This is a genomic window from Phytoactinopolyspora alkaliphila (assembly GCF_010550695.1).
Taxonomy (GTDB): domain Bacteria; phylum Actinomycetota; class Actinomycetes; order Jiangellales; family Jiangellaceae; genus Phytoactinopolyspora; species Phytoactinopolyspora alkaliphila.
In genome coordinates, this window is the sequence record NZ_JAAGOB010000001.1 from 103,995 (window position 1) to 125,075 (window position 21,081).

General features: G+C 65.2%; 15 protein-coding genes. 10 read left to right on the forward strand and 5 right to left on the reverse strand.

The features are described 5' to 3' along the window. Positions 1-55 precede the first annotated feature (55 nt). From G1H11_RS00415 to rny, 4 genes are all read left to right on the forward strand, one after another. Positions 56-1,630, forward strand: a complete 1,575-nt coding sequence (locus G1H11_RS00415) for an amidohydrolase (RefSeq protein ID WP_425501176.1) — start codon at positions 56-58, stop codon at positions 1,628-1,630. Positions 1,631-1,830: 200 nt separating this feature from the next. Further along, entirely contained in the window at positions 1,831-2,868 is a 1,038-nt protein-coding gene (recA, locus tag G1H11_RS00420) for a recombinase RecA (RefSeq protein WP_163815026.1), read from the forward strand. A 21-nt stretch (positions 2,869-2,889) separates the two neighbouring features. Further along, the gene (locus G1H11_RS00425) at positions 2,890-3,474 is read left to right on the forward strand and encodes a regulatory protein RecX (protein WP_163815027.1); all 585 of its coding nucleotides are present in this window, start codon (positions 2,890-2,892) and stop codon (positions 3,472-3,474) included. Positions 3,475-3,891: 417 nt separating this feature from the next. Continuing rightward, positions 3,892-5,469 carry a ribonuclease Y gene (gene rny, locus G1H11_RS00430; protein WP_163815028.1) on the forward strand — a complete coding sequence of 526 codons (1,578 nt, stop codon included), beginning with the start codon at positions 3,892-3,894 and terminating at the stop codon, positions 5,467-5,469. 73 nt (positions 5,470-5,542) lie between these two features. Here rny and G1H11_RS00435 read toward each other — a convergent pair whose 3' ends face one another. The 4 genes from G1H11_RS00435 to G1H11_RS00450 form a co-directional block, all read right to left on the reverse strand. Continuing rightward, the gene (locus G1H11_RS00435) at positions 5,543-6,445 is read right to left on the reverse strand and encodes an amino acid ABC transporter permease (protein ID WP_163815029.1); all 903 of its coding nucleotides are present in this window, start codon (positions 6,443-6,445) and stop codon (positions 5,543-5,545) included. Continuing rightward, positions 6,442-7,092, reverse strand: coding sequence for an amino acid ABC transporter permease (locus G1H11_RS00440; protein ID WP_163815030.1), 651 nt, complete (start codon positions 7,090-7,092; stop codon positions 6,442-6,444). Before G1H11_RS00440 ends, G1H11_RS00435 begins: the two co-directional genes overlap by 4 nt. A 99-nt stretch (positions 7,093-7,191) precedes the next feature. Continuing rightward, entirely contained in the window at positions 7,192-8,067 is an 876-nt protein-coding gene (locus tag G1H11_RS00445) for a glutamate ABC transporter substrate-binding protein (protein ID WP_163815031.1), read from the reverse strand. Between the two features lie 15 nt (positions 8,068-8,082). Next, complete coding sequence (locus G1H11_RS00450) at positions 8,083-8,874, reverse strand: amino acid ABC transporter ATP-binding protein (protein WP_163815032.1); 792 nt, start codon at positions 8,872-8,874, stop codon at positions 8,083-8,085. 113 nt (positions 8,875-8,987) lie between these two features. Here G1H11_RS00450 and miaB point away from each other — a divergent pair, with 113 nt between their 5' ends. Next, positions 8,988-10,493 (forward strand): tRNA (N6-isopentenyl adenosine(37)-C2)-methylthiotransferase MiaB, encoded by a 1,506-nt coding sequence (gene miaB / locus G1H11_RS00455; protein WP_163815033.1) that lies wholly within the window; start codon positions 8,988-8,990, stop codon positions 10,491-10,493. Here the strand turns inward: miaB and G1H11_RS00460 are convergent. Next, entirely contained in the window at positions 10,487-10,987 is a 501-nt protein-coding gene (locus tag G1H11_RS00460) for a hypothetical protein (protein WP_163815034.1), read from the reverse strand. The genes miaB and G1H11_RS00460 overlap by 7 nt on opposite strands. Before the next feature lie 727 nt (positions 10,988-11,714). Here G1H11_RS00460 and G1H11_RS00465 point away from each other — a divergent pair. The 5 genes from G1H11_RS00465 to ahcY all read left to right on the forward strand — a co-directional run bounded on the left by G1H11_RS00465 (position 11,715) and on the right by ahcY (position 21,028). Beyond that, positions 11,715-13,421, forward strand: a complete 1,707-nt coding sequence (locus tag G1H11_RS00465; RefSeq protein ID WP_163815035.1) for a glycine/sarcosine N-methyltransferase — start codon at positions 11,715-11,717, stop codon at positions 13,419-13,421. A 103-nt stretch (positions 13,422-13,524) separates the two neighbouring features. Beyond that, the gene (metK, locus tag G1H11_RS00470) at positions 13,525-14,721 is read left to right on the forward strand and encodes a methionine adenosyltransferase (RefSeq protein ID WP_163815036.1); all 1,197 of its coding nucleotides are present in this window, start codon (positions 13,525-13,527) and stop codon (positions 14,719-14,721) included. Positions 14,722-14,878: 157 nt separating this feature from the next. Further along, a complete protein-coding gene (locus G1H11_RS00475; RefSeq protein ID WP_163815037.1) occupies positions 14,879-15,859 on the forward strand; it encodes a PfkB family carbohydrate kinase in 981 nt (326 codons plus the stop codon). A 93-nt stretch (positions 15,860-15,952) separates the two neighbouring features. Beyond that, complete coding sequence (gene metH, locus G1H11_RS00480; RefSeq protein WP_163815038.1) at positions 15,953-19,504, forward strand: methionine synthase; 3,552 nt, start codon at positions 15,953-15,955, stop codon at positions 19,502-19,504. A 39-nt stretch (positions 19,505-19,543) separates the two neighbouring features. After that, positions 19,544-21,028: an adenosylhomocysteinase gene (gene ahcY, locus G1H11_RS00485; protein ID WP_163815039.1), complete on the forward strand. Its 1,485-nt coding sequence runs from the start codon at positions 19,544-19,546 to the stop codon at positions 21,026-21,028. Positions 21,029-21,081 lie beyond the last annotated feature (53 nt).

The window sequence follows — 21,081 nt, forward strand, 5'->3', positions numbered from 1 at the left end:
CGTAACGGAAGGGGAGGCCGTGCAGCTGGACCTGCTGATCACTGGATGCCAGGTCATGACGATGGACGCACGCCGGCCGGCGGCGTCGTCGATCGGGATCCTGGGCGGCCGGGTGGTCGGCCTGGACGAGGACGTGGCCGGAGTCGGTGCACGGCAGATGCTCGATCTCGGCGGAGCCACGGTTCTTCCCGGGTTCGTCGACGCTCACACGCATCTGACCTGGACCGGCACGGCCGCGAAGCTCATCAACATCGCGGCCTGCCGGACAAAGGAGGCCATTCTCGACGCGGTGGCACAGGCGGTGGAGCGGACGCCGCAGGGTCGCTGGGTCGATCTGACCGGGTATGACCAGCGCCCGCTCGGGGAACACCTCACCTGGCGCGACCTGGAGAAGGTCGCGGCCGGGCGAAAGGTCTTCATCACCCACGTGTCGGGGCACGCCTGCCTTATCTCCCGTTCGGTCCTGGACACGATCACCGACGACGAATTCGCGGGAGTCGACGCCGGTGTGGTGCGCGACGACGACGGCCGCCCCACCGGCGTGCTTCTCGAGGATTCGATGACGCTGGCCCGCAGCCGGCGGTTGCCCTACAGTCTCCAGGAGATCGTCGACGCCATCGAGACGGCGAGCCGCCAGTGCCTGAGCCAAGGCGTCACCATGTGCGCCGACGCTGGCATCGCCGCTGGTCTCGGTGGATTCTCGCCGATAGAGATGGCGGCCTACCAGGGGAGCCTGGAACAGGGCCGCCTCCCGGTGCGAGTCCAGACCATGATCCCTGCGGTCATGCTGCGCCCGTCCGATGCCGATCCCACCGACGGCGTCCCCCGCGCGATCGACCTCGGCTTGCGGACCGGGCTCGGCGACGGTCGGCTCTCGATCGGTGCGCTGAAGATGTGGCTCGACGGCGGGATGATGGCACGCACGGCCGCACTGACCGAGCCGTACGGCGATGGCGGACTCGGTCAGCTCACCTACGACGACGACGAGTTGAACTCGCTGGTGGCCGACGCCCATCAGGCGGGCTGGCAGCTGGCGATCCATGCGATCGGTGACCGCGCCGTCGACCAGGCGATCAGAGCCGTCGAGGCCGCCCAGGCGGCATTCCCGCGGCCTTCGGCGCGGCACCGGATCGAACACTCCGGCGTGGTTCGCCCGGATCAGCTGCCGCGGATGGCCGCGGCGGGATTGACCGCGGTGATTCAGCCGACGTTCCTGCACGCCTTCGGTGACGATTACGCGCGCATTATGGGGGAGGAGCGCACCGGCTGGATGTACCGCGGGCGCGCGTTCCTCGACCACGGCATCCCGCTCGCGGGCAGCTCGGACAGGCCGGTGGCCGACGGTGCGCCCCTGCGTGCCATCCAGTTCATGGTGGAGCGCAAGAGTTCCGCTGGCCTGCCGGTGGGGGCGGACGAGAAGCTGACCGTCGAGGAGGCGCTGGCCGCCTACACGACCGGAAGCGCGTACGCGTGCCGCGCCGAGGGCCGGGCAGGCCGTCTCGCGCCGGGGACGTACGCCGATCTGGTCGTCCTGGGCGAAGACCCGCGGCGAGTGGATCCCTCGGACCTGGCCGACGTCGAGATCCTCGCGACCATGGTTGCCGGAGAGGTTGTCCACGGCGCGGTGTAGAGCCTGGAACGCGCCGGGCGTGTCACTCTCGCATTCGAACAGAGTTTCGGTATAACGTGGCCTCATGATGAGACGGGCGGAAGTTATCCACAGGTCGGACGCAACGATCTCGACCTTGTCGGTGCTGGCGCGTAACGTCTCGGTCGATGAATAAACGAGCTCAGGGTCGCAGCGCGGCCCGTCAACCCCAGGCGGTTTCCATGGCAGCTCCCGCAGATCGCGAGAAGGCCCTCGACACCGCGCTCGCACAGATCGAGCGCGCGTACGGCAAAGGGTCGGTAATGCGCTTGGGCGAAGAAGCCCGTGCGCCGGTTGAGGTCATCCCCACGGGGGCGATCTCCTTGGATGTGGCGCTCGGCATCGGCGGGCTGCCGCGTGGCCGGGTCGTCGAGATGTACGGCCCGGAGAGCAGCGGAAAGACCACTGTCGCGTTGCACGCGGTGGCCAGCGCGCAACGCGCGGGTGGCGTCGCCGGGTTCATCGACGCCGAGCACGCGCTTGATCCTGAGTATGCGAAGGCGCTGGGGGTGGATACCGACGCGCTGCTGGTGTCGCAGCCGGACACCGGTGAGCAGGCGTTGGAGATCGCCGACACTCTGATTCGCTCCGGTGCTCTGGACATCATCGTCATCGACTCTGTGGCCGCGCTCGTACCGCGGGCTGAGATCGAGGGCGAGATGGGTGACAGCCATGTCGGCTTGCAGGCTCGACTGATGAGTCAAGCCCTTCGCAAGATCGCCGGTGCCTTGAACCAGTCCAAGACCACCGCCGTCTTCATCAACCAGCTTCGGGAAAAGGTGGGTGTCTTCTTCGGTTCGCCGGAGACCACCACGGGTGGAAAGGCGCTGAAGTTCTATGCCTCGGTGCGTCTGGATATCCGCCGGATCGAGACGCTGAAGGACGGTACCGATGCGGTTGGTAACCGCACCCGGATCAAGGTCGTGAAAAACAAAATGGCGCCGCCATTCAAGCAGGCGGAGTTCGACATCCTCTACGGCGAAGGAATCAGCCGTGAGGGCGGCCTGATCGATCTCGGCGTTGAGCAGGGCATCGTTCGTAAATCGGGCGCTTGGTACACCTATGAGGGCGATCAGTTGGGGCAGGGCAAGGAGAACGCTCGTAACTTCTTGAAGGAGAACCCCGATATCGCTGACGAGATCGAGAAGAAGATCAAAGAGAAGCTCGGAGTAGGCCCCAAGATTGACGCGTCAGTCGACGAGCCGCCGGTGGACTTCTAGGCATTGTCGGCGGGATAGGCGATGCGCAAGGACCAGTCACGAGTCTCCGGAACGCAGACGCAGCGCGGAGACGACAACGGCCGTGACTCCCAGGTAGACACGGACCCGGAGAGCGTGGCGCGCTCGGTTGTGCTGCGCAAGCTTGCCGCTGCTCCGCAGACTCGAGCGCAGCTTGATCGTGCCTTGGTCAAGAAGGGTGTGCCGGACGACGTCCGGGATCGGGTCCTCGATCGGTTCAGCGAGGTGAACCTGATCGACGACGCGGCCTATGCCGCGGCGTGGGTCGAGTCACGCCATGCAGGCCGAGGGCTGGCTCGCCGTGCCCTCGGTCACGAGCTCCGCCAGCGCGGCGTGGACCAGAATGTCGTCGATCAAGCAGTCGAAGCATTGCCGGTGGAGCAAGAAGAAGCCATGGCGCGAGACCTCGTGGCGAAGCGATTGCCTGGCACCCGCCGGCTTGATCCGGCAGCGCGCACCCGGCGGTTGCTGGGCATGCTGGCCCGCAAGGGCTATCCACCCCGGCTCGCTTATCGCGTGGTGCGTGAAGCGCTCGAAGCGGAGGGCGTCGAGCAAGCGGAGCTGCCGGCTGAACCGCTGGAGGAGTGAGCCCCTGCTGGTTGCCGGCGCCAGAGAGATATCGGCGTGCTTTGTCATCATCCCCACAGCTCGGAAACCGGATCGCGGCGGCATGGAGCCGCTGGGTAAGGCGTCCCTGCCTTGACCTTGTGTTCGGCTTTACGTAGCCTCAATGGGAAAAGGTGGAAAGTACTCCGCGACCGCGGATCGACATAGCAGCACTACACGGGCATATGAGGCTGGGGCTCCGTCTTACCGGGCGTTGAATCAGCGGATACAGCAGGAGCCACGCACACGATGCGTGAGCTGCCACGAGGCGGCAGGCGGAGCCGAGAGCATTCTCTCGGTGGTGCTTGCTGTGCCTGACGTGTGACATGCGGCACGTGCGGTTGAGAGACGGTTCCACCGAGGTAAGGCCCGCCAGGGCACCGACGTGAGGAGCCGATGATGGATACCGCGAGTGCTGTCCTCATCGTCGGCGCACTCCTTGTTCTTACCGTGGCTGTCGGTCTGTTCTGGAGGCGACGCCCCAGCTCTACCGCTGTTTCAGCAGAGGTGACGGCGGCCCCAGGCGCTGACGAGCTCAAGGCGGCCGAAGCCGCCGCGGCTCAGGTCAAGGCGAGCGCCGCCGAGGAAGCCGACGGCATCCTGGCGAGAGCACGCGCTGAAGCTGAGCAGCTCGAGCAGCATGCGGATGATACGAATGCACGGCTGCAGCAGAAGCGGCTTGATCTTGAGCAGCGTGAAGCCAGACTTGGGCAACGAGAAGCGCGCTTGCACATCGAGAACCGAGCGCTGGAAGGCCGCGAGTACGAGGTCTCCCGGCAGGAGGCCGCGATCGCGGAGAAGTTCGTCGAGCTCGAAGAGCTGGAAAACGCCCGCCACGCCGAACTCGCACGAGTCGCGGGTTTGACCGCGGAGCAGGCGAAACAAGAGCTGATCGATGCGATCGAGAGCCAGGCGAAGCGCGAGGCCGCGATCAAGGCCAGAGACATCGAACGCGCCGCCAACGAGGACGCGCAGACTCGGGCCCGCGAGATCATCACACTCGCTATCCAGCGCCTTGCCTCGGAGCAGACGTCTGAGGCCGTGGTCTCGGTGCTGAACCTGCCGGGCGATGAGATGAAGGGCCGCATCATCGGCCGCGAGGGACGCAATATCCGCGCCTTCGAACAGATCACCGGCGTCAACGTCATCATCGACGACACCCCCGAGGCAGTGCTGCTTTCCTGCTTCGACCCCGTCCGCCGGGAGATCGCCCGGCTCACCCTCGAAGAGTTGGTCCTCGACGGGCGGATCCACCCACACCGCATCGAGGAGCAGTACTCCCGTTGCAAGGCCGAAGTCGAGAACCTGTGTATACGGGCAGGTGAGGACGCGCTCGTCGAGGTTGGTGTGGCGGATGTCCACCCCGATCTGGTTGCGCTTCTCGGGCGATTGAAGTACCGCACGTCGTACGGCCAGAACGTCTTGCAGCACTTGCTGGAGTCCGCGCATTTGGCCGGCATGATGGCAGCTGAGCTGGGCCTGGACGTGACACTCGCGAAGCGTTGCGCGCTGCTGCATGACATCGGCAAGGCGTTGACGCATGAGGTCGAGGGCAGCCATGCTCTGATCGGTGCGGAGGTCGCTCGTCGCTATGGCGAGAGCGAAGACGTCGTGCACGCTATCGAGGCGCACCACAACGAGGTCGAGGTGCGAACCGTCGAGGCGGTTCTGACCCAGGCAGCTGATGCCATCTCCGGCAGCCGACCGGGAGCCCGGCGCGAGTCGCTTGAAGCGTATGTGAAGCGGCTGGAGCGGCTCGAAGAGATCGCCATGGCCCAGGAGGGTGTCGAGAAGGTCTTCGCCATGCAGGCCGGCCGCGAGATCCGGGTCATGGTCCTGCCCGACGCGGTGGACGACCTGCAGGCTCAGGTCCTGGCTCGGGATATCGCCAAACAGGTGGAGGAAGAGCTCACCTACCCGGGCCAGATCCGCATCACGGTGGTCCGGGAATCCCGCGCCACTGAGTTCGCCCGCTAAACATCCGTAACGTCCTGCAGACCGAGGCCTCTGACGCTCGGTCTGCAGGACGTTACGGATGCCGCGCGGTGGATCAGACGGAGCCTCCGCTCCTACCGGTCGAGGCGTCGTCGATCCCGCGTACCTGCCCGCCGACGGCCTCCTCAGCTCTGGCCACACCACCGGCTGCCTTCTTGCTACCGCGTCGCTCGATGTAGACGGCTAGGCGAGAGAGCGTGAGGTTGATGATGATGTAGATCGCGGCGCCGACCACGAACAGAGGAACGACGTAGCGGATGCCGAAGAAGTCGCGGAGGTTCTGGACCGACCGAAGCAGTTCGGCATACCCGATGATGAACCCCAACGAGCTGTCCTTGAGCAACACCACGAGCTGGCTGATGAGTGAGGGCAGCATCCGGCGGACTGCCTGAGGCAAGAGGATCGACAGCAACGTCTGGGTCCGGGTGAGCCCCACCGCGTAGGCGGCCTCGGATTGGCCTTTGGGCAGGGAGACGATGCCGGCACGGAAGATCTCGGCAAATATCGCCATGTTGTAGACGACGAGCCCGAAGACGACTGCCTGGAGGAAGCTCAGCTGCAAGGCGAGTACGCCGAAGAGCATCATCAGGACCACCGGGAGGCCCCGGAAGAGCTCGATGACCAAGATCGACGGCCAGCTGACCCAGCGTTGTGGCGTGATCCGGCCGACCGCAAGGATAAGGCCGAGAAGGACAGCGAGTGGCGCGGCGATCGCGGCGGCTCGCAGTGTCGCGCCGAGTCCCTCGACCAGGATGAAGTTCCAGACGTCAGATGCTTCCTGGTTCTTGGGTGGGTCGAAGAACACAGACCAGCGCTCAGCTTCGAAGATGCCGTTCTGCTGGAGTTGCCATGCCCCGAGCGCCAAGAGGCCAAGCACGAAGAGCCCGCCGATGACGGAGCCGATGCGCTCCCGGCGGCGAGCTTTGGGGCCTGGGATGTCGTAGAGGACAGATGTCATCGCGCGAATGCCACCTTCCGCTCGACCCAATTGGCGAGGATGCCGGACGGGATGGTCAGGATCAGATAGCACACACCGATACCGACCAGGACCGGTATGACGTCGGCGGGATTCGCATTGGCCAGGCGTCGTCCGATGGCGAAGAGCTCGGTCACCGCGAAGCCTCCCGCGACGGACGTGTTCTTGGTCAAGGCGATGAAGATATTGATCAGCGGCGGCACAACCGTGCGAAACGCTTGAGGAAGGACGATGAGCTGCAATGTCTGGGTGAAGGTCAGCCCGATTGACCGTGCGGCTTCGGCCTGGCCGACTCCTACGCTGTTGATGCCGGATCGCACGGCCTCGCAGACGAACGCGGCGGTGTATACCGACAGCGCGACGCATGCGGAGACAAAGAAGCTCGGTGTCCGGATGCCAATCTGTGGTGCCACGAAGATGAAGAAGAAGAACAGGATCGTCAACGGGACGTTGCGAACAAGTTCGACATAGGTGGCACCGAACCACCGCAGGCTCACCACGGGTGACACGCGGCATGCGGCCAGTAGAGTTCCTAGCACCAATGCCGCCACCGCGGAGATGAGTGTCAGGACCAGGGTCATCCGGAAGCCCTGCCAGTACAGGTCAAAGTTGCTGACCACGGCATCCATGCGGCATCACCTCCCTCGTGTCATGGGGCACGTCATGGGTGAGCTGGGCCGCCATTCAGCGGCCCAGCTCACGTGTCCTCATTGCCTGATAGTGGAGCGTCAGTATCGGTCGACAGCCGGGGGTTCGGGTGTGTCGAGGACCTCGCCCGCGGTGGCCTCCCAGGCCGCCTCCCAGCTACCGTCGTCGTACGACTCCTCAAGCACGTCGTTGATCCAGTCCCGGAAGGCGTCGTCGTCCTTCTGCAGGCCGATACCGTAGGGCTCCTCGGTGAACTGCTCACCGACCAGCTTGAAGTCGTCCGGGCTTTCGGAGACGTATCCCGCAAGGATGACGTTGTCTGTGGTGAGGGCGTCGACTTGCCCCTGACGCAACGGCTCCAGGCAGTCCGAGTACGCGCCGAACAGCTCCAGATTCGCGTCTGGGTAGTTGGTGCGGATGTTCTCCGCAGGTGTCGAGCCCTCGACCGAGCAGACCGATTTGCCGGCGAGGTCGTCCGGGCCTTCAATCTCTTCCTCGTCAGCCCGTACCATGATCATCTGACCGGCCTCGTAGTACGGTCCGGCGAAGTCGACGACCTCCTTGCGATCATCGTTGATCGTGTAAGTGGCCACGACGATGTCGACCCGGCCGTCCTGGATGTATGGCTCACGGTTGGCCGACTGCGTCTCGACCCACTCGATGTCGTCCTCGGCGATCCCGAGCTTTGCGGCGATGATCTTACCGATCTCGACGTCGAACCCTTCCGGGTCACCACTCGGACCACGCAGCCCGAACAGGGGCTGGTCGAACTTGGTGCCGATGGTGATGGAACCGGCCTCGGCCAGCTCAGCCATGGTGGTGCCTTCTTCGAAGTCCGCCGCGTCGACGTCCTCAGGCTCGGCGGTGGCACCGCCGTCGTCGTCGCCACAGGCGGCGAGGACGAGGGCCGCGGAAGCCGCGACAGCGGCGGCGGCCGCGAATCGTGTAGTGCGCATGCTGTACATCTCCTCTTAGTGAGTCAGGATCTTGCTGAGGAAGTCCTTGGCCCGGTCACTCTTGGGGCGTGAGAAGAACTCCTCGGGCTCGGCCTCTTCGACGATCCGGCCGTCGTCCATGAATACCACCCGGTGGGCGGCCTTGCGGGCGAATCCCATTTCGTGTGTCACCACCACCATGGTCATGCCCTCTTTGGCGAGGTCGGTCATGACGTCGAGCACCTCGTTGATCATCTCCGGGTCGAGTGCCGACGTCGGCTCGTCGAAGAGCATGACCTTGGGCTTCATGGCCAGCGCTCGGGCGATGGCCACGCGTTGCTGCTGCCCTCCGGACAGCTGGGCCGGCAGCTTCTGTGCCTGGTTGGCGACGCCCACCCGCTCCAGCAGGCGCATCGCGTCGGCCTCGGCCTCGGATTTCTTCACGTTCTTCGCCTTCATCGGCCCGAGCATCACGTTCTGCAGAACGGTCTTGTGGGCGAAGAGATTGAAAGCCTGGAACACCATGCCGACGTCGGCCCGTAGCCGGGCCAGCGCCTTGCCTTCGGCCGGCAGCGGCTGACCGTCGAGGGTGATCACGCCGGAGTCGATCGGCTCGAGCCGGTTGATGGCGCGGCACAGGGTCGATTTCCCGGACCCGGACGGACCGATGACCACCACGACCTCGCCGTGGGCCACGCTCAGATTGATGTCCTGGAGCACGTGCAGCTCGCCGAAATACTTCTGGACGTCGCTGAGCACCACCAGCGGCTCACCCGTGCCGTCCGGCGGAGCTGCTGACGGTGCGGACGCGTCATCACGTGCGGTCATGCTGGCAACCTACCTATCTTCAACGTGCTTGCGCACGGTTTGGCGATTACGAACAGGCTACGAAGTCGGCTCGCGGCGGCGGAGCCGCGCCGTGCCGTAGCCTAGATGTCGATATGAGCGCGCGCACGTACCACGTTCGCACTTTCGGGTGCCAGATGAACGTCCATGACTCCGAGCGGCTTTCCGGCCTCCTCGATGAAGCCGGCTATGCCAGATCGACCGACGGCGGCGACGCCGACGTGGTGGTCCTCAACACCTGCGCGGTGCGGGAGAACGCGGACAACAAGCTCTACGGCAACCTCGGTCACTTGGCGTCGGTGAAGGCCAAGCACCCCGGGATGCAGATCGCCGTCGGCGGCTGCCTGGCCCAGAAGGATCGTGCCGAGATCGTGCGGCGGGCCCCGTGGGTAGACGTCGTGTTCGGCACCCACAACATCGGCTCGTTGCCGGTGTTGCTCGAGCGCGCCCGGGTGGAGCAGGAGGCGCAGGTTGAGATCGCCGAAGCGCTGGAGGTGTTCCCGTCGTCGCTGCCGTCGCGGCGGGAGAGCTCGTACTCGGCGTGGGTGGCCATCAGCGTGGGCTGCAACAACACGTGCACCTTCTGCATCGTGCCGGCTCTCCGGGGGCGAGAGAAGGACCGGCGGCCGGGGGACGTGCTGGCCGAAGTCGAGGCGCTGGTGGCCGAAGGCGTCATCGAGGTCACCTTGCTCGGGCAGAACGTGAACGCCTACGGCGTGGAGTTCGGCGATCGGTACGCCTTCGGGAAGCTTCTGCGATCCGTTGGCTCCGTCGACGGCCTGGAGCGGGTCCGCTTCACCAGTCCGCACCCGCGCGACTTCACCGACGACGTCATCGCGGCGATGGCCGAGACCCCGGCCGTGGCACCGCAGCTGCATATGCCCTTGCAGTCCGGCTCGGACCAGGTGCTGAAGGCAATGCGCCGTTCCTACCGGCAGAAGCGCTACCTCGACATCGTGGAGCGGGTGCGGGATGCGATGCCGCATGCCGCCATCACCACGGACATCATCGTGGGCTTTCCGGGCGAGACGGACGAGGACTTCGAGCAGACCTTGCACGTGGTGCGCGAAGCGCGCTTCGCCTCAGCGTTCACGTTCCAGTACTCCAAGCGACCGGGTACCCCGGCGGCGGAGATGACCGGCCAGGTCCCTCCCGACGTCGTGAAGGAGCGCTACCAGCGGCTCGCAGCGTTGGTCGACCAGGTGGCGTGGGACGAGTCACGTGCGCTGGTGGGTTCGACGGTCGAGGTTCTGGCCGCCGACGGCGAGGGGCGCAAGGACGAGCAGACCCGCCGGCTCTCCGGCCGGGCCAGAGACAACCGGCTCGTGCATTTCGCAGTTCCCGACGACGGCCCGCTCCCGCGTCCCGGTGACATGGTGACCGTCGAGGTGACCAAGGCGGCGCCGCATCACCTGGTGGCTGATTCGGCTGCCACGGGTGGCACGTACCTGCTGCGGCGTACCCGCGCCGGTGACGCGTACGAGCGAGCCAACGCCGCCGCGACCGCGGCGCCCGGATCCGGCGTTCTCCTGGGCATGCCCAGCCTGGGTGCACCGCCACCGGATCCTGCTACGGCCGCGCCCGGCTGCACCACTCACTGATCCGCGGCCACCGTCTCGGTCAGGCGTGCGGCGCGCTGCCGGCGCCGTAGCGAATCGCGGAACGTCACCCGTGCTCGATCGGCGATGGCGAGCGTGCCCAGGATGCAGACGCCCGCAGCGATAACGGTGGTGACACCTCGGAGCTCCTCGGGGATGCGTCCGAGCATGCCCCAGCCGTAGGTCACAGCCACTGCGACGACTCCGGTCAGCACCGAGGCGATGATGATGCCTCGCCGGCGGGGCCGGGGTAGTTCTGGTTCCGGCCGGCCGGCCCACCAGACGGCCACGCCCATGGCCGCCAGGACGGCCCCGACCACGCCGATGCCGGTAGGCTCCCAGACGACGGTCGCCAACCCCGTCGTGAAGAACAGTCGCGCCGGATATCCACCGGGGTAGCGACGGCGGGCCGGCAGCCAGGCGATCGACAGGCACAGCGCCACCAGGACGACGACTCCGGCCCCAATGATCTGGACGGCATCCTCGGTCGGCAGCATGGAGGTATTCGACCATGTTCCGCGCGACCTCGCCGACAGCGGGCCGCCCGGCGCGCCCGGAAGCACCGTCAGCATCTCGGATGGCGGACGCCCGTACCTCCTCGTGCACGCGATTCGCAGCGGATGATCGCCCGGGAAACGGGTAGTGAGAATCGTCAGAACGCCGGTGGACTTTGCCGTTGACAGCCGCGAAGGCGATGTGGCAAGTTGCGTTGATCGAAACAGTTGCGCTCAACGGAACGCATTCTGGCGGCGTTGCCGGAATTTCAGAGTGATACGTGCCAGTGCGCGAGCATTGCTCGGTGGGAATGTGACGACCACATGATGAGATATGAGCGATTGGCGTCAACGGCACTACTTTACGGCATTGAATCGATCCGACCGATGGCGCCCCTGCGGCATCGATAACGTTCCTGGTGGCTAGTTCGATTTCAATTGGAAATGTACTGGTCAGATGGGCATTCTGGATGCAGAGTTGATATGTCCGACAGGATCCTTTAGCGTGTTGAGCACTGCGCGACGGAGCCAGCCGCGGGTTCCGGCGCGTCGCTGGGACCGGTCCAGTGAATTTTGCCGACAAGAGTCGGGCGACAAGCAGACTGAATCTGCTTCGGGTGGTGCTGTTCACCACGCGGGATGAGACCGACCGATGAGAGCGGCCAGCGGCTGACGCAAGGATGCTTCGGCTGTGGTGCTCCGTGTGCTGCATGAACACTGGGAGTTGTGCATGGCTAGAGAGATCAAGGAAGCCGTCCAAGAATCAACCTCTGTGAACGGGGATCCGGAGTCATCTGAAGACTTCGACGTTCACCAGGATTTCGGTGAGAACCCCCTGGAAGTGCGTACCACGGATCACTACACCGAAGAGTACGTCACCGGGTTCGTCGACAAGTGGGATGAGCTCATCGACTGGAAGCGGCGTGCCGAGAGCGAGGGCACGTTCTTCGTCGAGCAGCTGAAGAAGCGAGGGGTCCGCAAAGTCCTCGACGTCGCCACCGGCACCGGATTCCACTCCGTCCGGTTGATCGAAGAAGGCTTCGAGACGGTGAGCGCCGACGGCAGCGCCGAGATGCTGGCGAAGGCATTCGAGAACGGAATCAAGAGCGGCGGGCACATCCTGCGAGTGGTCAACGCCGACTGGCGTTGGCTGAACCGGGACGTTCACGGGGAGTACGACGCGATCGTCTGTCTGGGCAACTCATTCACCCACCTGTTCTCCGAGAGAGACCGCCGAAAAGCGCTTGCTGAGTTCTATGCCATGCTCAAGCACGACGGCGTGCTGATTCTCGATCAACGCAATTACGATTCTATTCTGGACGAGGGATTCTCCAGTAAGCACACGTATTACTATTGCGGAGAAGAAGTCTCGGCGGTTCCGGAACATGTCGACGACGGTTTGGCGCGTTTTCGGTACACTTTCCCGGACGGTTCGCAGTATCACCTGAACATGTATCCGCTCCGCAAGAATTACATGCGGCGGCTGATGCGCGAGGTCGGATTCCAGCACGTGGAGACCTTCGGCGACTTCCAGGAGACCTACCGGGAAGCCGAGCCGGACTTCTTCATTCACGTGGCTGAGAAGCGCTATCGCGCCGACGAGGAGTTGACCGACGTCTACTCCAGCACTGTGAACGTCGCTCGTGACTATTACAACTCCGAGGACGCGGACAACTTTTACGCCCATGTCTGGGGCGGCGAAGACATCCACGTGGGCCTCTACGCGACTCCGGACGAAGAGATCGCGACCGCCAGCCGTCGCACCGTCGAAGAGATGGCCGCGGAACTCACACTCGACGCTGGGGCGAAAGTCCTCGACCTCGGTGCCGGCTATGGCGGATCCGCGCGCTATCTGGCCGCCACGTTCGGATGCAAGGTCACATGTCTCAACCTCAGCGAGGTGGAGAACGAGCGCAACCGGAAGATGAACAGCGAGCAGGGTCTCGACCACCTGATCGACGTGATCGACGGCTCGTTCGAGGATCTCCCGTTCGAGGACAACTCCTACGACGTGGTCTGGTCGCAGGATGCGTTCCTGCACAGCGGTGATCGCGGCCGGGTGCTGGAAGAAGCCTCCCGAGTGCTGAAATCGACCGGCACGCTGATCTTCACCGACCCGATGGCCGCCGATGGCTGTCCCCGGGGAGCTCTGGAGCCCATCCTGGCCCGTTTGCAGCTCGAAACCATGGCGTCGCCAGGCTTCTACCGCCGTGAGCTGTACCGCCTGGGATTCGGATCGGTCGATTTCCGTGACGAGAGCGCACAATTGGCTCAGCACTACGGACGTGTCCTCGGCGAGCTTGATCGCCGGGCGGGTGAATTGGACGGGCGCGTGAGTGCTGAGTACCAAGAACGAATGAAGGCAGGCTTGAAGAACTGGGTGAACGGTGGCAACGCCGGAAACCTCGCGTGGGGAATCTTCCGCGCGAAGCAGTGAAGCACGCATCATACTAACTACGTGAATTGTGGAAGCTGGGTAGCGCGGGTCAACCACGGATCACGCACCGCGGCGGCTTTGACGAGAGAAGAGAGTTGAGACCATGGCATATCGGCGTTTGTTCACCAGCGAGTCGGTGACAGAAGGCCATCCGGACAAGATGGCGGACGCGATCAGCGACTCCATCCTGGATGCGCTGCTGTCCGAGGACCCGAAGTCCCGGGTCGCCTGCGAGACCTTGATCACCACCGGGCAGGTCCACGTCGCCGGGGAGGTGACCACGGAGGCATACGCCGACATCCCGGCGATCGTCCGCGAGCGCATCCTCGAGATCGGATACGACTCGTCGGTGAAGGGCTTCGACGGTGCTTCCTGCGGCGTGAACGTCGCGATCGACGCGCAGTCGCCGGACATCGCCCAAGGTGTGGACAAGGCCTTCGAGGCACGGGTCGAAGGCAGCGAAGACGCCATCGCCGCTCAGGGCGCCGGTGACCAGGGTCTGATGTTCGGTTACGCCTGCACCGAGACGCCCGAGCTCATGCCGTTGCCCATCGCGCTGGCACACCGGTTGTCGCGCCGCCTGACACAGGTCCGCAAGGAGGGAGCGCTGCCGTATCTCCGCCCGGACGGCAAGACGCAGGTGACCGTCGAGTACGAGAACGGCAAGCCGGTCGGCCTGGACACCGTGGTCGTGTCGTCGCAGCACGCGGAGAACATTGACCTCGAGGAGATGCTCTCGGTCGATATCCGCGAGCAGGTGATGAAGCCGGAGATCGAGGCGCTCGACTTCGATGTGTCCGAGCCACGGCTGCTGGTCAACCCGACAGGTCGGTTCGTCATCGGCGGCCCCGTGGGCGACGCGGGCCTCACCGGCCGGAAGATCATCGTCGACACCTACGGCGGCTACGCCCGGCACGGTGGCGGTGCCTTCTCCGGCAAAGACCCGTCCAAGGTGGACCGGTCGGCCGCATACGCGCTGCGCTGGGTCGCGAAGAACGCGATCGCCGCGGGGCTCGCCGAACAGATCGAGGTGCAGGTCGCCTACGCGATCGGCAAGGCGGCTCCCGTCGGACTGTTCATCGAGACGTTCGGCACCGAGAACGTTGACCCCACGAAGATCCAGCTCGCGATCGAAGAGGTCTTCGACCTCCGGCCGGCGGCTATCGTCCGCGACCTGGACCTTCTCCGGCCGATCTACGCGCAGACCGCGGCGTACGGCCACTTCGGACGCACAGACGTCGACCTGCCGTGGGAGCGCACCGACCGGGTCGAGCAGTTGAAGGCGGCGGCGCGGGTTTGATCTTTCAGGTTGAGTCCGGAATGTGCTCTGCGCGCGTCGCGCTGCGTGGCGGTGAAGCATGCCACGCAGGGCTCTTAGAGTGCGCGCAGAACGCATCCCGGACTGCCTGCCGTCAGTCCCGCTTGCTTGACCATGCTCCGACCACAAGGAGAAAACTGTGCGTATCGCTGTGACCGGGTCGATCGCCACGGACCATCTGATGGTGTTCCCTGGGCGTTTCGCCGACCAGTTCGTCACCGGCCAACTCGACCAGGTCTCGCTGTCCTTCCTGATCGATCGACTTGACATCCGCCGCGGCGGCACGGCCGGCAACATCGCTCTCGGATTCGCCCGGATGGGCCTGACCCCGATCCTTGTGGGTGCGGTGGGCGAGGACTTCGGCGAGTACCGCGCATACCTGGACGGGCACGGCGTGGACACGGAGTCGGTGTACGTCTCCGACGACAAGCACACCGCGCGGTTCGTGTGCACCACCGACGAGACCCAGAGCCAGATCGCATCGTTCTACACCGGTGCCATGGCTGATGCGAGAAAGATCGAACTGGCGCCCATCGCAGACCGGGTCGACGGCCTCGATCTGGTGCTCATCAGCCCCAACGACCCGATGGCGATGCTCCGGCACACGCAGGAATGCCGCGAGCGGGGCTTCCGTTTCGTTGCCGACATCGGCCAGCAGGTCGCTCGCATGACCGGCGACGAGCTGCGCCAGCTGGTGGACGGTGCGGCGTACCTGTTCACGAACGAATACGAGCACAGCCTGCTCCTGGAGAAGACCGGCTGGACCAGGTCGGACGTGCTAGGCCGGGTGGACGCCTGGATGACCACGCTGGGAGCGGCCGGAGCACGGCTCGAGACCGGCGCGGGTGACGTGATCACCGTTCCCAGCGTCCCGGCCAAACAGGAGGTCGACCCCACAGGCATCGGCGACGCATTCCGCGTCGGCTTCTTCTCAGGAGTAAGCTGGCAACTCTCGGCGGAGCGGGCCATGCAACTGGGCGGCGTTCTCGCCACCACCGTTCTGGAGACGCTCGGGGGGCAGGACTATGAGATCCACCCGCAGTCCTTGCTTCGCCGGATGGCCGACGCTTTCGGCGAAGAGGCGTCCGAAGACGTCAAGCCGTTCATTCAGGCCCCGTGAAAAGCCACTAGTCGAATCCGGCAGTAGGACGGCCGGGCCAGGATCGCGAATGGCCCGGTGACGCCCAGCGGAAGGCAAAGGAGGTGAATGGGGATGGATGGGAACGCCTTTCTGTCGGCGCTGAACGGCCGGGTGCTGGTGGCCGACGGAGCCATGGGTACTCAGCTGCAGGCGCACGAGCTGACCATGGACGACTTTGGTGGCCTTGAGGGCTGCAACGAGATACTCAATGTGACCCGGCCGGACGTTGTGCGGTCCGTGCACCGTGGGTTCCTCGAAGTTGGATCCGACCTGATCGAGACCAACACGTTCGGCGCCAATTGGGCGAACCTCGCCGAGTACGACATCCCCGAACGCATCTACGAGCTCTCCGAGGCCGGCGCGCGGCTGGCGCGGGAGACAGCAGACGAGTATGCGACCCCGGACAAGCCGCGATTCGTGCTGGGATCGGTCGGGCCGGGCACCAAGCTGCCCACGCTCGGGCACGTCACATTCGCACGCATCCGGGACGCTTACATCGAGCAGGTCCGCGGCATGCTTGCCGGCGGGATCGATGTCGTGCTCGTCGAGACCAGTCAGGACCTGCTTCAGACCAAGGCCGCGATCCTTGCCGCCAAGCGGGCCATGCAGGCCGAAGGCCAGCACGTGCCGATCGTCGCCCAGGTGACCGTCGAGATGACGGGCACGATGCTGGTCGGCAGCGAGATCGGGGCGGCCGTCACCGCCCTTGAGCCCCTCGGTATCGACCTGATCGGCATGAACTGTGCCACCGGTCCGGCCGAGATGGGTGAGCATCTGCGCTACCTCTCGCAGCACGCCCGGATCCCGCTGTCCGTCATGCCGAACGCCGGACTTCCGCAGATCGGGCCGAACGGCGCGGTCTACCCGCTGGGGCCCGACGAGCTGGCCGAGGCGCTGGCGGGGTTCGTCACCGATTTCGGCACCCGGATGGTCGGCGGATGCTGCGGCACCACACCTGAGCATCTGGCGAAAGTCGTGGAGGCCGTGGCGGATGTGACGCCCGCCGCTCGCGCGCCACGGCACGAGCCCGCGGTGGCGTCGGTCTATCAGACGGTGCCGTTCCGGCAGGACGCCAGCGTGCTCATGATCGGCGAGCGCACCAACGCCAACGGGTCCAAGGCGTTCCGCGAGGCGATGGCGGAGGAGCGCTGGGACGACTGCGTCGAGATCGCCCGCGCGCAGACTCGTGAGGGCGCCCATCTCATCGACCTCTGCGTGGACTACGTGGGCCGCGATGGCGTCACGGACATGGATGTGCTGGCCAGCCGGCTAGCTACCGCGTCGACGTTACCGATCATGCTGGATTCCACCGAGCCGGAGGTCATCCGCGCCGGGCTGGAGCGCGTCGGGGGCCGGTGCGTGATCAACTCGGTCAACTACGAGGACGGCGACGGTCCGGACTCGCGTTTCCAGCGGGCGATGACTGTGGCCTCGGAGCATGGAGCGGCCGTCGTCGCGCTGTGCATCGACGAGGAAGGCCAAGCCCGCACCGCCGAATGGAAGATGCGCGTCGCCCGCCGGCTGATCGAGGACCTGACCACCAACTGGGGCATGGACCTCGAAGACATCATCGTCGACACCTTGACGTTCCCGATCTCCACGGGGCAGGAAGAAGTCCGCCGGGACGCCATCGAGACCATCGAGGCTATCCGGCAGCTCACCGCCGAGTTTCCCGGCGTGCAGACGACGCTCGGCATCTCCAACGTGTCGTTCGGCTTGAATGCCGCGGCCCGGCAGGTGCTGAACTCGGTGTTCCTTCACGAGTGCGTCGAGGCCGGTCTCTCCACGGCGATCGTGCATGCGTCGAAGATCCTGCCGATGGCGCGCATTCCCGACGAGCAGCGCGAGGTCGCGCTGGATCTGGTCTACGATCGCCGCCGCGAAGGCTACGACCCCCTGCAGAAGTTCATGGAGCTGTTCGAAGGGGCCACGGCCGCGTCGAACCGGCAGAGCAGGGCGGAAGAGCTCGCGGGGCTTCCGCTGGGGGAGCGCTTGGAACGGCGAATCGTCGACGGTGAGCGCAACGGGCTGGAAGCGGACCTCGACGACGCGATGAAAGACCGCAAGCCACTGGAGATCATCAACGATACGTTGCTGGCCGGCATGAAAACGGTAGGCGAGCTGTTCGGCTCCGGGCAGATGCAATTGCCGTTCGTGTTGCAGTCGGCTGAGGTGATGAAGGCGGCCGTGGCGTACCTCGAGCCGCACATGGATAAGGACGACTCCGGCGGCAAGGGCCGGATCGTGCTGGCCACCGTGAAGGGTGACGTCCACGACATCGGCAAGAACCTGGTCGACATCATCCTGACCAACAACGGCTACGAGGTGGTGAACATCGGCATCAAACAGCCGATCAACACCATCCTCGATGCGGCGAACGAGCATTCCGCCGACGCCATCGGAATGTCCGGCCTCCTCGTCAAATCGACGGTGATCATGAAGGAGAACCTCGAGGAGATGAACTCCCGGGGTGTCGCCCAGAATTGGCCGGTGCTCCTCGGCGGTGCGGCACTGAACCGCTCCTACGTCGAGGACGACCTCGCCGACGTGTTCGAAGGCCATGTCTCGTATGCGCGGGACGCGTTCGAGGGCCTGCGGCTGATGGACACGCTCATGGCGCGCAAGAAGGGCGTCATGACCGAGGTCGACGAGGAGGCGGAGAAGAAGCGAGCCGAGCGCAGAGCGCGGCGCGAGCGGTCGAAGAAGATCATTGCCGCGCGCGAGGCAGCCGGGAGCGGAGAAGTCGACGACGAGCTGCCGGCCCGCTCCGACGTCGCCACGGACGTGCCTGTTCCCACCCCGCCGTTCTGGGGTAGCCGTGTCGTGAGGGGCGTGGCGCTGGCCGACTACTCGGCGCTTCTCGACGAACGCGCCACGTTCCTCGGCCAGTGGGGCCTTCGCGGTGTCAAAGGTGGCGAGGGACCGTCGTACGAGGAACTCGTCGAGACGGAAGGCCGTCCGCGGCTTCGATACTGGCTGGACCGGCTGACCACCGAGAACGTGCTGGCGCACGCGGCGGTCGTCTACGGGTACTACCCGTGTGTGTCCGACGGCGACGACGTCGTGATCCTCGACGAGCCGTCCCCGGACGCCGCCGAGAGGTTCCGGTTCACCTTCCCGCGGCAGCGCCGTGACCGGCGGCTCTGCCTCGCGGACTTCTTCAAGTCGCGCGGGCTCGCGACCGAGCAGGGTCAGGTCGACGTGCTGCCGTTGCAGCTGGTGACCATGGGCCAGCCGATCGCGGACTTCGCCAACGAGTTGTTCGCCGGCAACGCCTACCGGGACTACCTGGAGGTGCACGGCCTCGGCGTGCAGCTGACCGAGGCGCTAGCCGAGTACTGGCACTGCCGGGTCCGGCAGGAGTTGCTCTTCTCCGACGGACGGCCGGTCGCCGAGGAGGACGCCGACGACGTCACGGAGTTCTTCCGGCTCGGCTACCGGGGTGCTCGGTTCTCGCTCGGCTACGGGGCCTGCCCCGACCTGGAGGACCGGGTCAAGATCGTCGAACTGCTCGAGCCGGACCGCATCGGCGTCAAGCTGTCCGACGAGCATCAGCTGCATCCGGAGCAGTCCACCGACGCGTTTGTGGTCCACCATCCGCAAGCCAAGTACTTCAACACGTAATCTCGTACCATCCACCGCAACAAAAGGAGTAACCCCGATATGACAGCGACAGCATTCAGTCCGTCGGTGCCCAAGCAGACGATCAACGGCGTCGACTTCGCCGTCGCCGACCTCGGCCTCGCCGAGTACGGGCGCAACGAGATCCGCCTGGCCGAGCATGAGATGCCGGGCCTGATGGCGCTGCGTCGCGAGTACGGCGCGTCCAAGCCGCTGTCCGGTGCCCGGGTCTCGGGTTCGCTGCACATGACCATTCAGACCGCGGTGCTGATCGAGACACTCGTGGCACTCGGTGCCGAGGTGCGCTGGGCCAGCTGCAACATCTTCTCCACCCAGGACCACGCTGCTGCGGCCGTCGCCGTAGGCCCGACGGGCAGCGTCGACGCTCCGGCCGGCACGCCCGTGTACGCCTGGAAGGGCGAGTCGCTCGAAGAGTACTGGTGGTGCACCGAGCAGATGCTGACCTGGCCCGACGGCCAGGGCCCCAACATGATTCTCGACGACGGCGGCGACGCGACACTGCTGGTCCACAAGGGCGTCGAGTTCGAGAAGGCCGGCGCCGTCCCGTCGGCCAGTGACAACGACCCGGACGAGTGGAAGGTCTTCCTGGAGCTTCTGCGGGCTTCGCTCGCGTCGGACTCCTCGAAGTGGACCACCATCGCCGGTGGCATCAAGGGCGTCACCGAGGAGACCACCACCGGTGTGCATCGGCTCTACCAGCTGGCCGAGGCCGGCGAGCTGTTGTTCCCGGCGATCAACGTCAACGACGCGGTCACCAAGTCCAAGTTCGACAACAAGTACGGCTGCCGTCACTCCCTGGTAGACGGGATCAACCGTGCCACGGACGTGCTCATCGGCGGCAAGACTGCGGTGATCTGCGGTTACGGTGACGTCGGCAAGGGCAGCGCGGAATCGTTGCGGGGCCAGGGCGCGAGGGTGATCGTCACCGAGATCGACCCGATCTGTGCGTTGCAGGCGGCGATGGACGGCTATCAGGTGGCCGTGCTCGACGACGTCCTCGACCAGGCCGACATCATCATCACCACCACAGGCAACAAGGACGTCATCACCATCGACCACATGGTGAAGATGAAGCATCAGGCCATCGTGGGCAACATCGGTCACTTCGACAACGAGATCCAGATCGCCGAGCTCGAGCGTTACCCCGGCGTGAAGCGGGTCACCATCAAGCCGCAGGTGGACGAGTGGACGTTCCCGGACGGGCACTCCATCATCGTGTTGTCCGAAGGCCGCCTGCTGAACCTGGGCAACGCGACCGGACACCCGTCGTTCGTCATGTCCAACTCGTTCTCCGACCAGACGATCGCCCAGATCGAGCTGTTCACCAAGCAGGGCGAGTACGGCACCGACCAGGTCTACGTCCTGCCGAAGCACCTGGACGAGAAGGTCGCGCGGATCCACCTGGAAGCGCTCGGTGGCAAGCTCACCAAGCTCAGCAAGGATCAGGCCGAGTACCTGGACGTCGATGTCGAAGGCCCCTACAAGCCGGATCACTACCGTTACTGATCCGCGTCATGATCGCTTCGTGAGCATGCGACCGCCCGCCGGCATCGTGCCGG

What these genes read in the sequence shown, in the direction of transcription:
- G1H11_RS00415 (WP_425501176.1), top strand. Translation starts at nt 56, where the DNA reads ATGACGATGGACGCACGCCGGCCGGCGGCGTCGTCGATCGGGATCCTG.
- recA (WP_163815026.1), top strand. Translation starts at nt 1,831, where the DNA reads ATGGCAGCTCCCGCAGATCGCGAGAAGGCCCTCGACACCGCGCTCGCA.
- G1H11_RS00425 (WP_163815027.1), top strand. Translation starts at nt 2,890, where the DNA reads ATGCGCAAGGACCAGTCACGAGTCTCCGGAACGCAGACGCAGCGCGGA.
- rny (WP_163815028.1), top strand. Translation starts at nt 3,892, where the DNA reads ATGGATACCGCGAGTGCTGTCCTCATCGTCGGCGCACTCCTTGTTCTT.
- G1H11_RS00435 (WP_163815029.1), bottom strand. Translation starts at nt 6,445, where the DNA reads ATGACATCTGTCCTCTACGACATCCCAGGCCCCAAAGCTCGCCGCCGG.
- G1H11_RS00440 (WP_163815030.1), bottom strand. Translation starts at nt 7,092, where the DNA reads ATGGATGCCGTGGTCAGCAACTTTGACCTGTACTGGCAGGGCTTCCGG.
- G1H11_RS00445 (WP_163815031.1), bottom strand. Translation starts at nt 8,067, where the DNA reads ATGCGCACTACACGATTCGCGGCCGCCGCCGCTGTCGCGGCTTCCGCG.
- G1H11_RS00450 (WP_163815032.1), bottom strand. Translation starts at nt 8,874, where the DNA reads ATGACCGCACGTGATGACGCGTCCGCACCGTCAGCAGCTCCGCCGGAC.
- miaB (WP_163815033.1), top strand. Translation starts at nt 8,988, where the DNA reads ATGAGCGCGCGCACGTACCACGTTCGCACTTTCGGGTGCCAGATGAAC.
- G1H11_RS00460 (WP_163815034.1), bottom strand. Translation starts at nt 10,987, where the DNA reads ATGCTGCCGACCGAGGATGCCGTCCAGATCATTGGGGCCGGAGTCGTC.
- G1H11_RS00465 (WP_163815035.1), top strand. Translation starts at nt 11,715, where the DNA reads ATGGCTAGAGAGATCAAGGAAGCCGTCCAAGAATCAACCTCTGTGAAC.
- metK (WP_163815036.1), top strand. Translation starts at nt 13,525, where the DNA reads ATGGCATATCGGCGTTTGTTCACCAGCGAGTCGGTGACAGAAGGCCAT.
- metH (WP_163815038.1), top strand. Translation starts at nt 15,953, where the DNA reads ATGGATGGGAACGCCTTTCTGTCGGCGCTGAACGGCCGGGTGCTGGTG.
- ahcY (WP_163815039.1), top strand. Translation starts at nt 19,544, where the DNA reads ATGACAGCGACAGCATTCAGTCCGTCGGTGCCCAAGCAGACGATCAAC.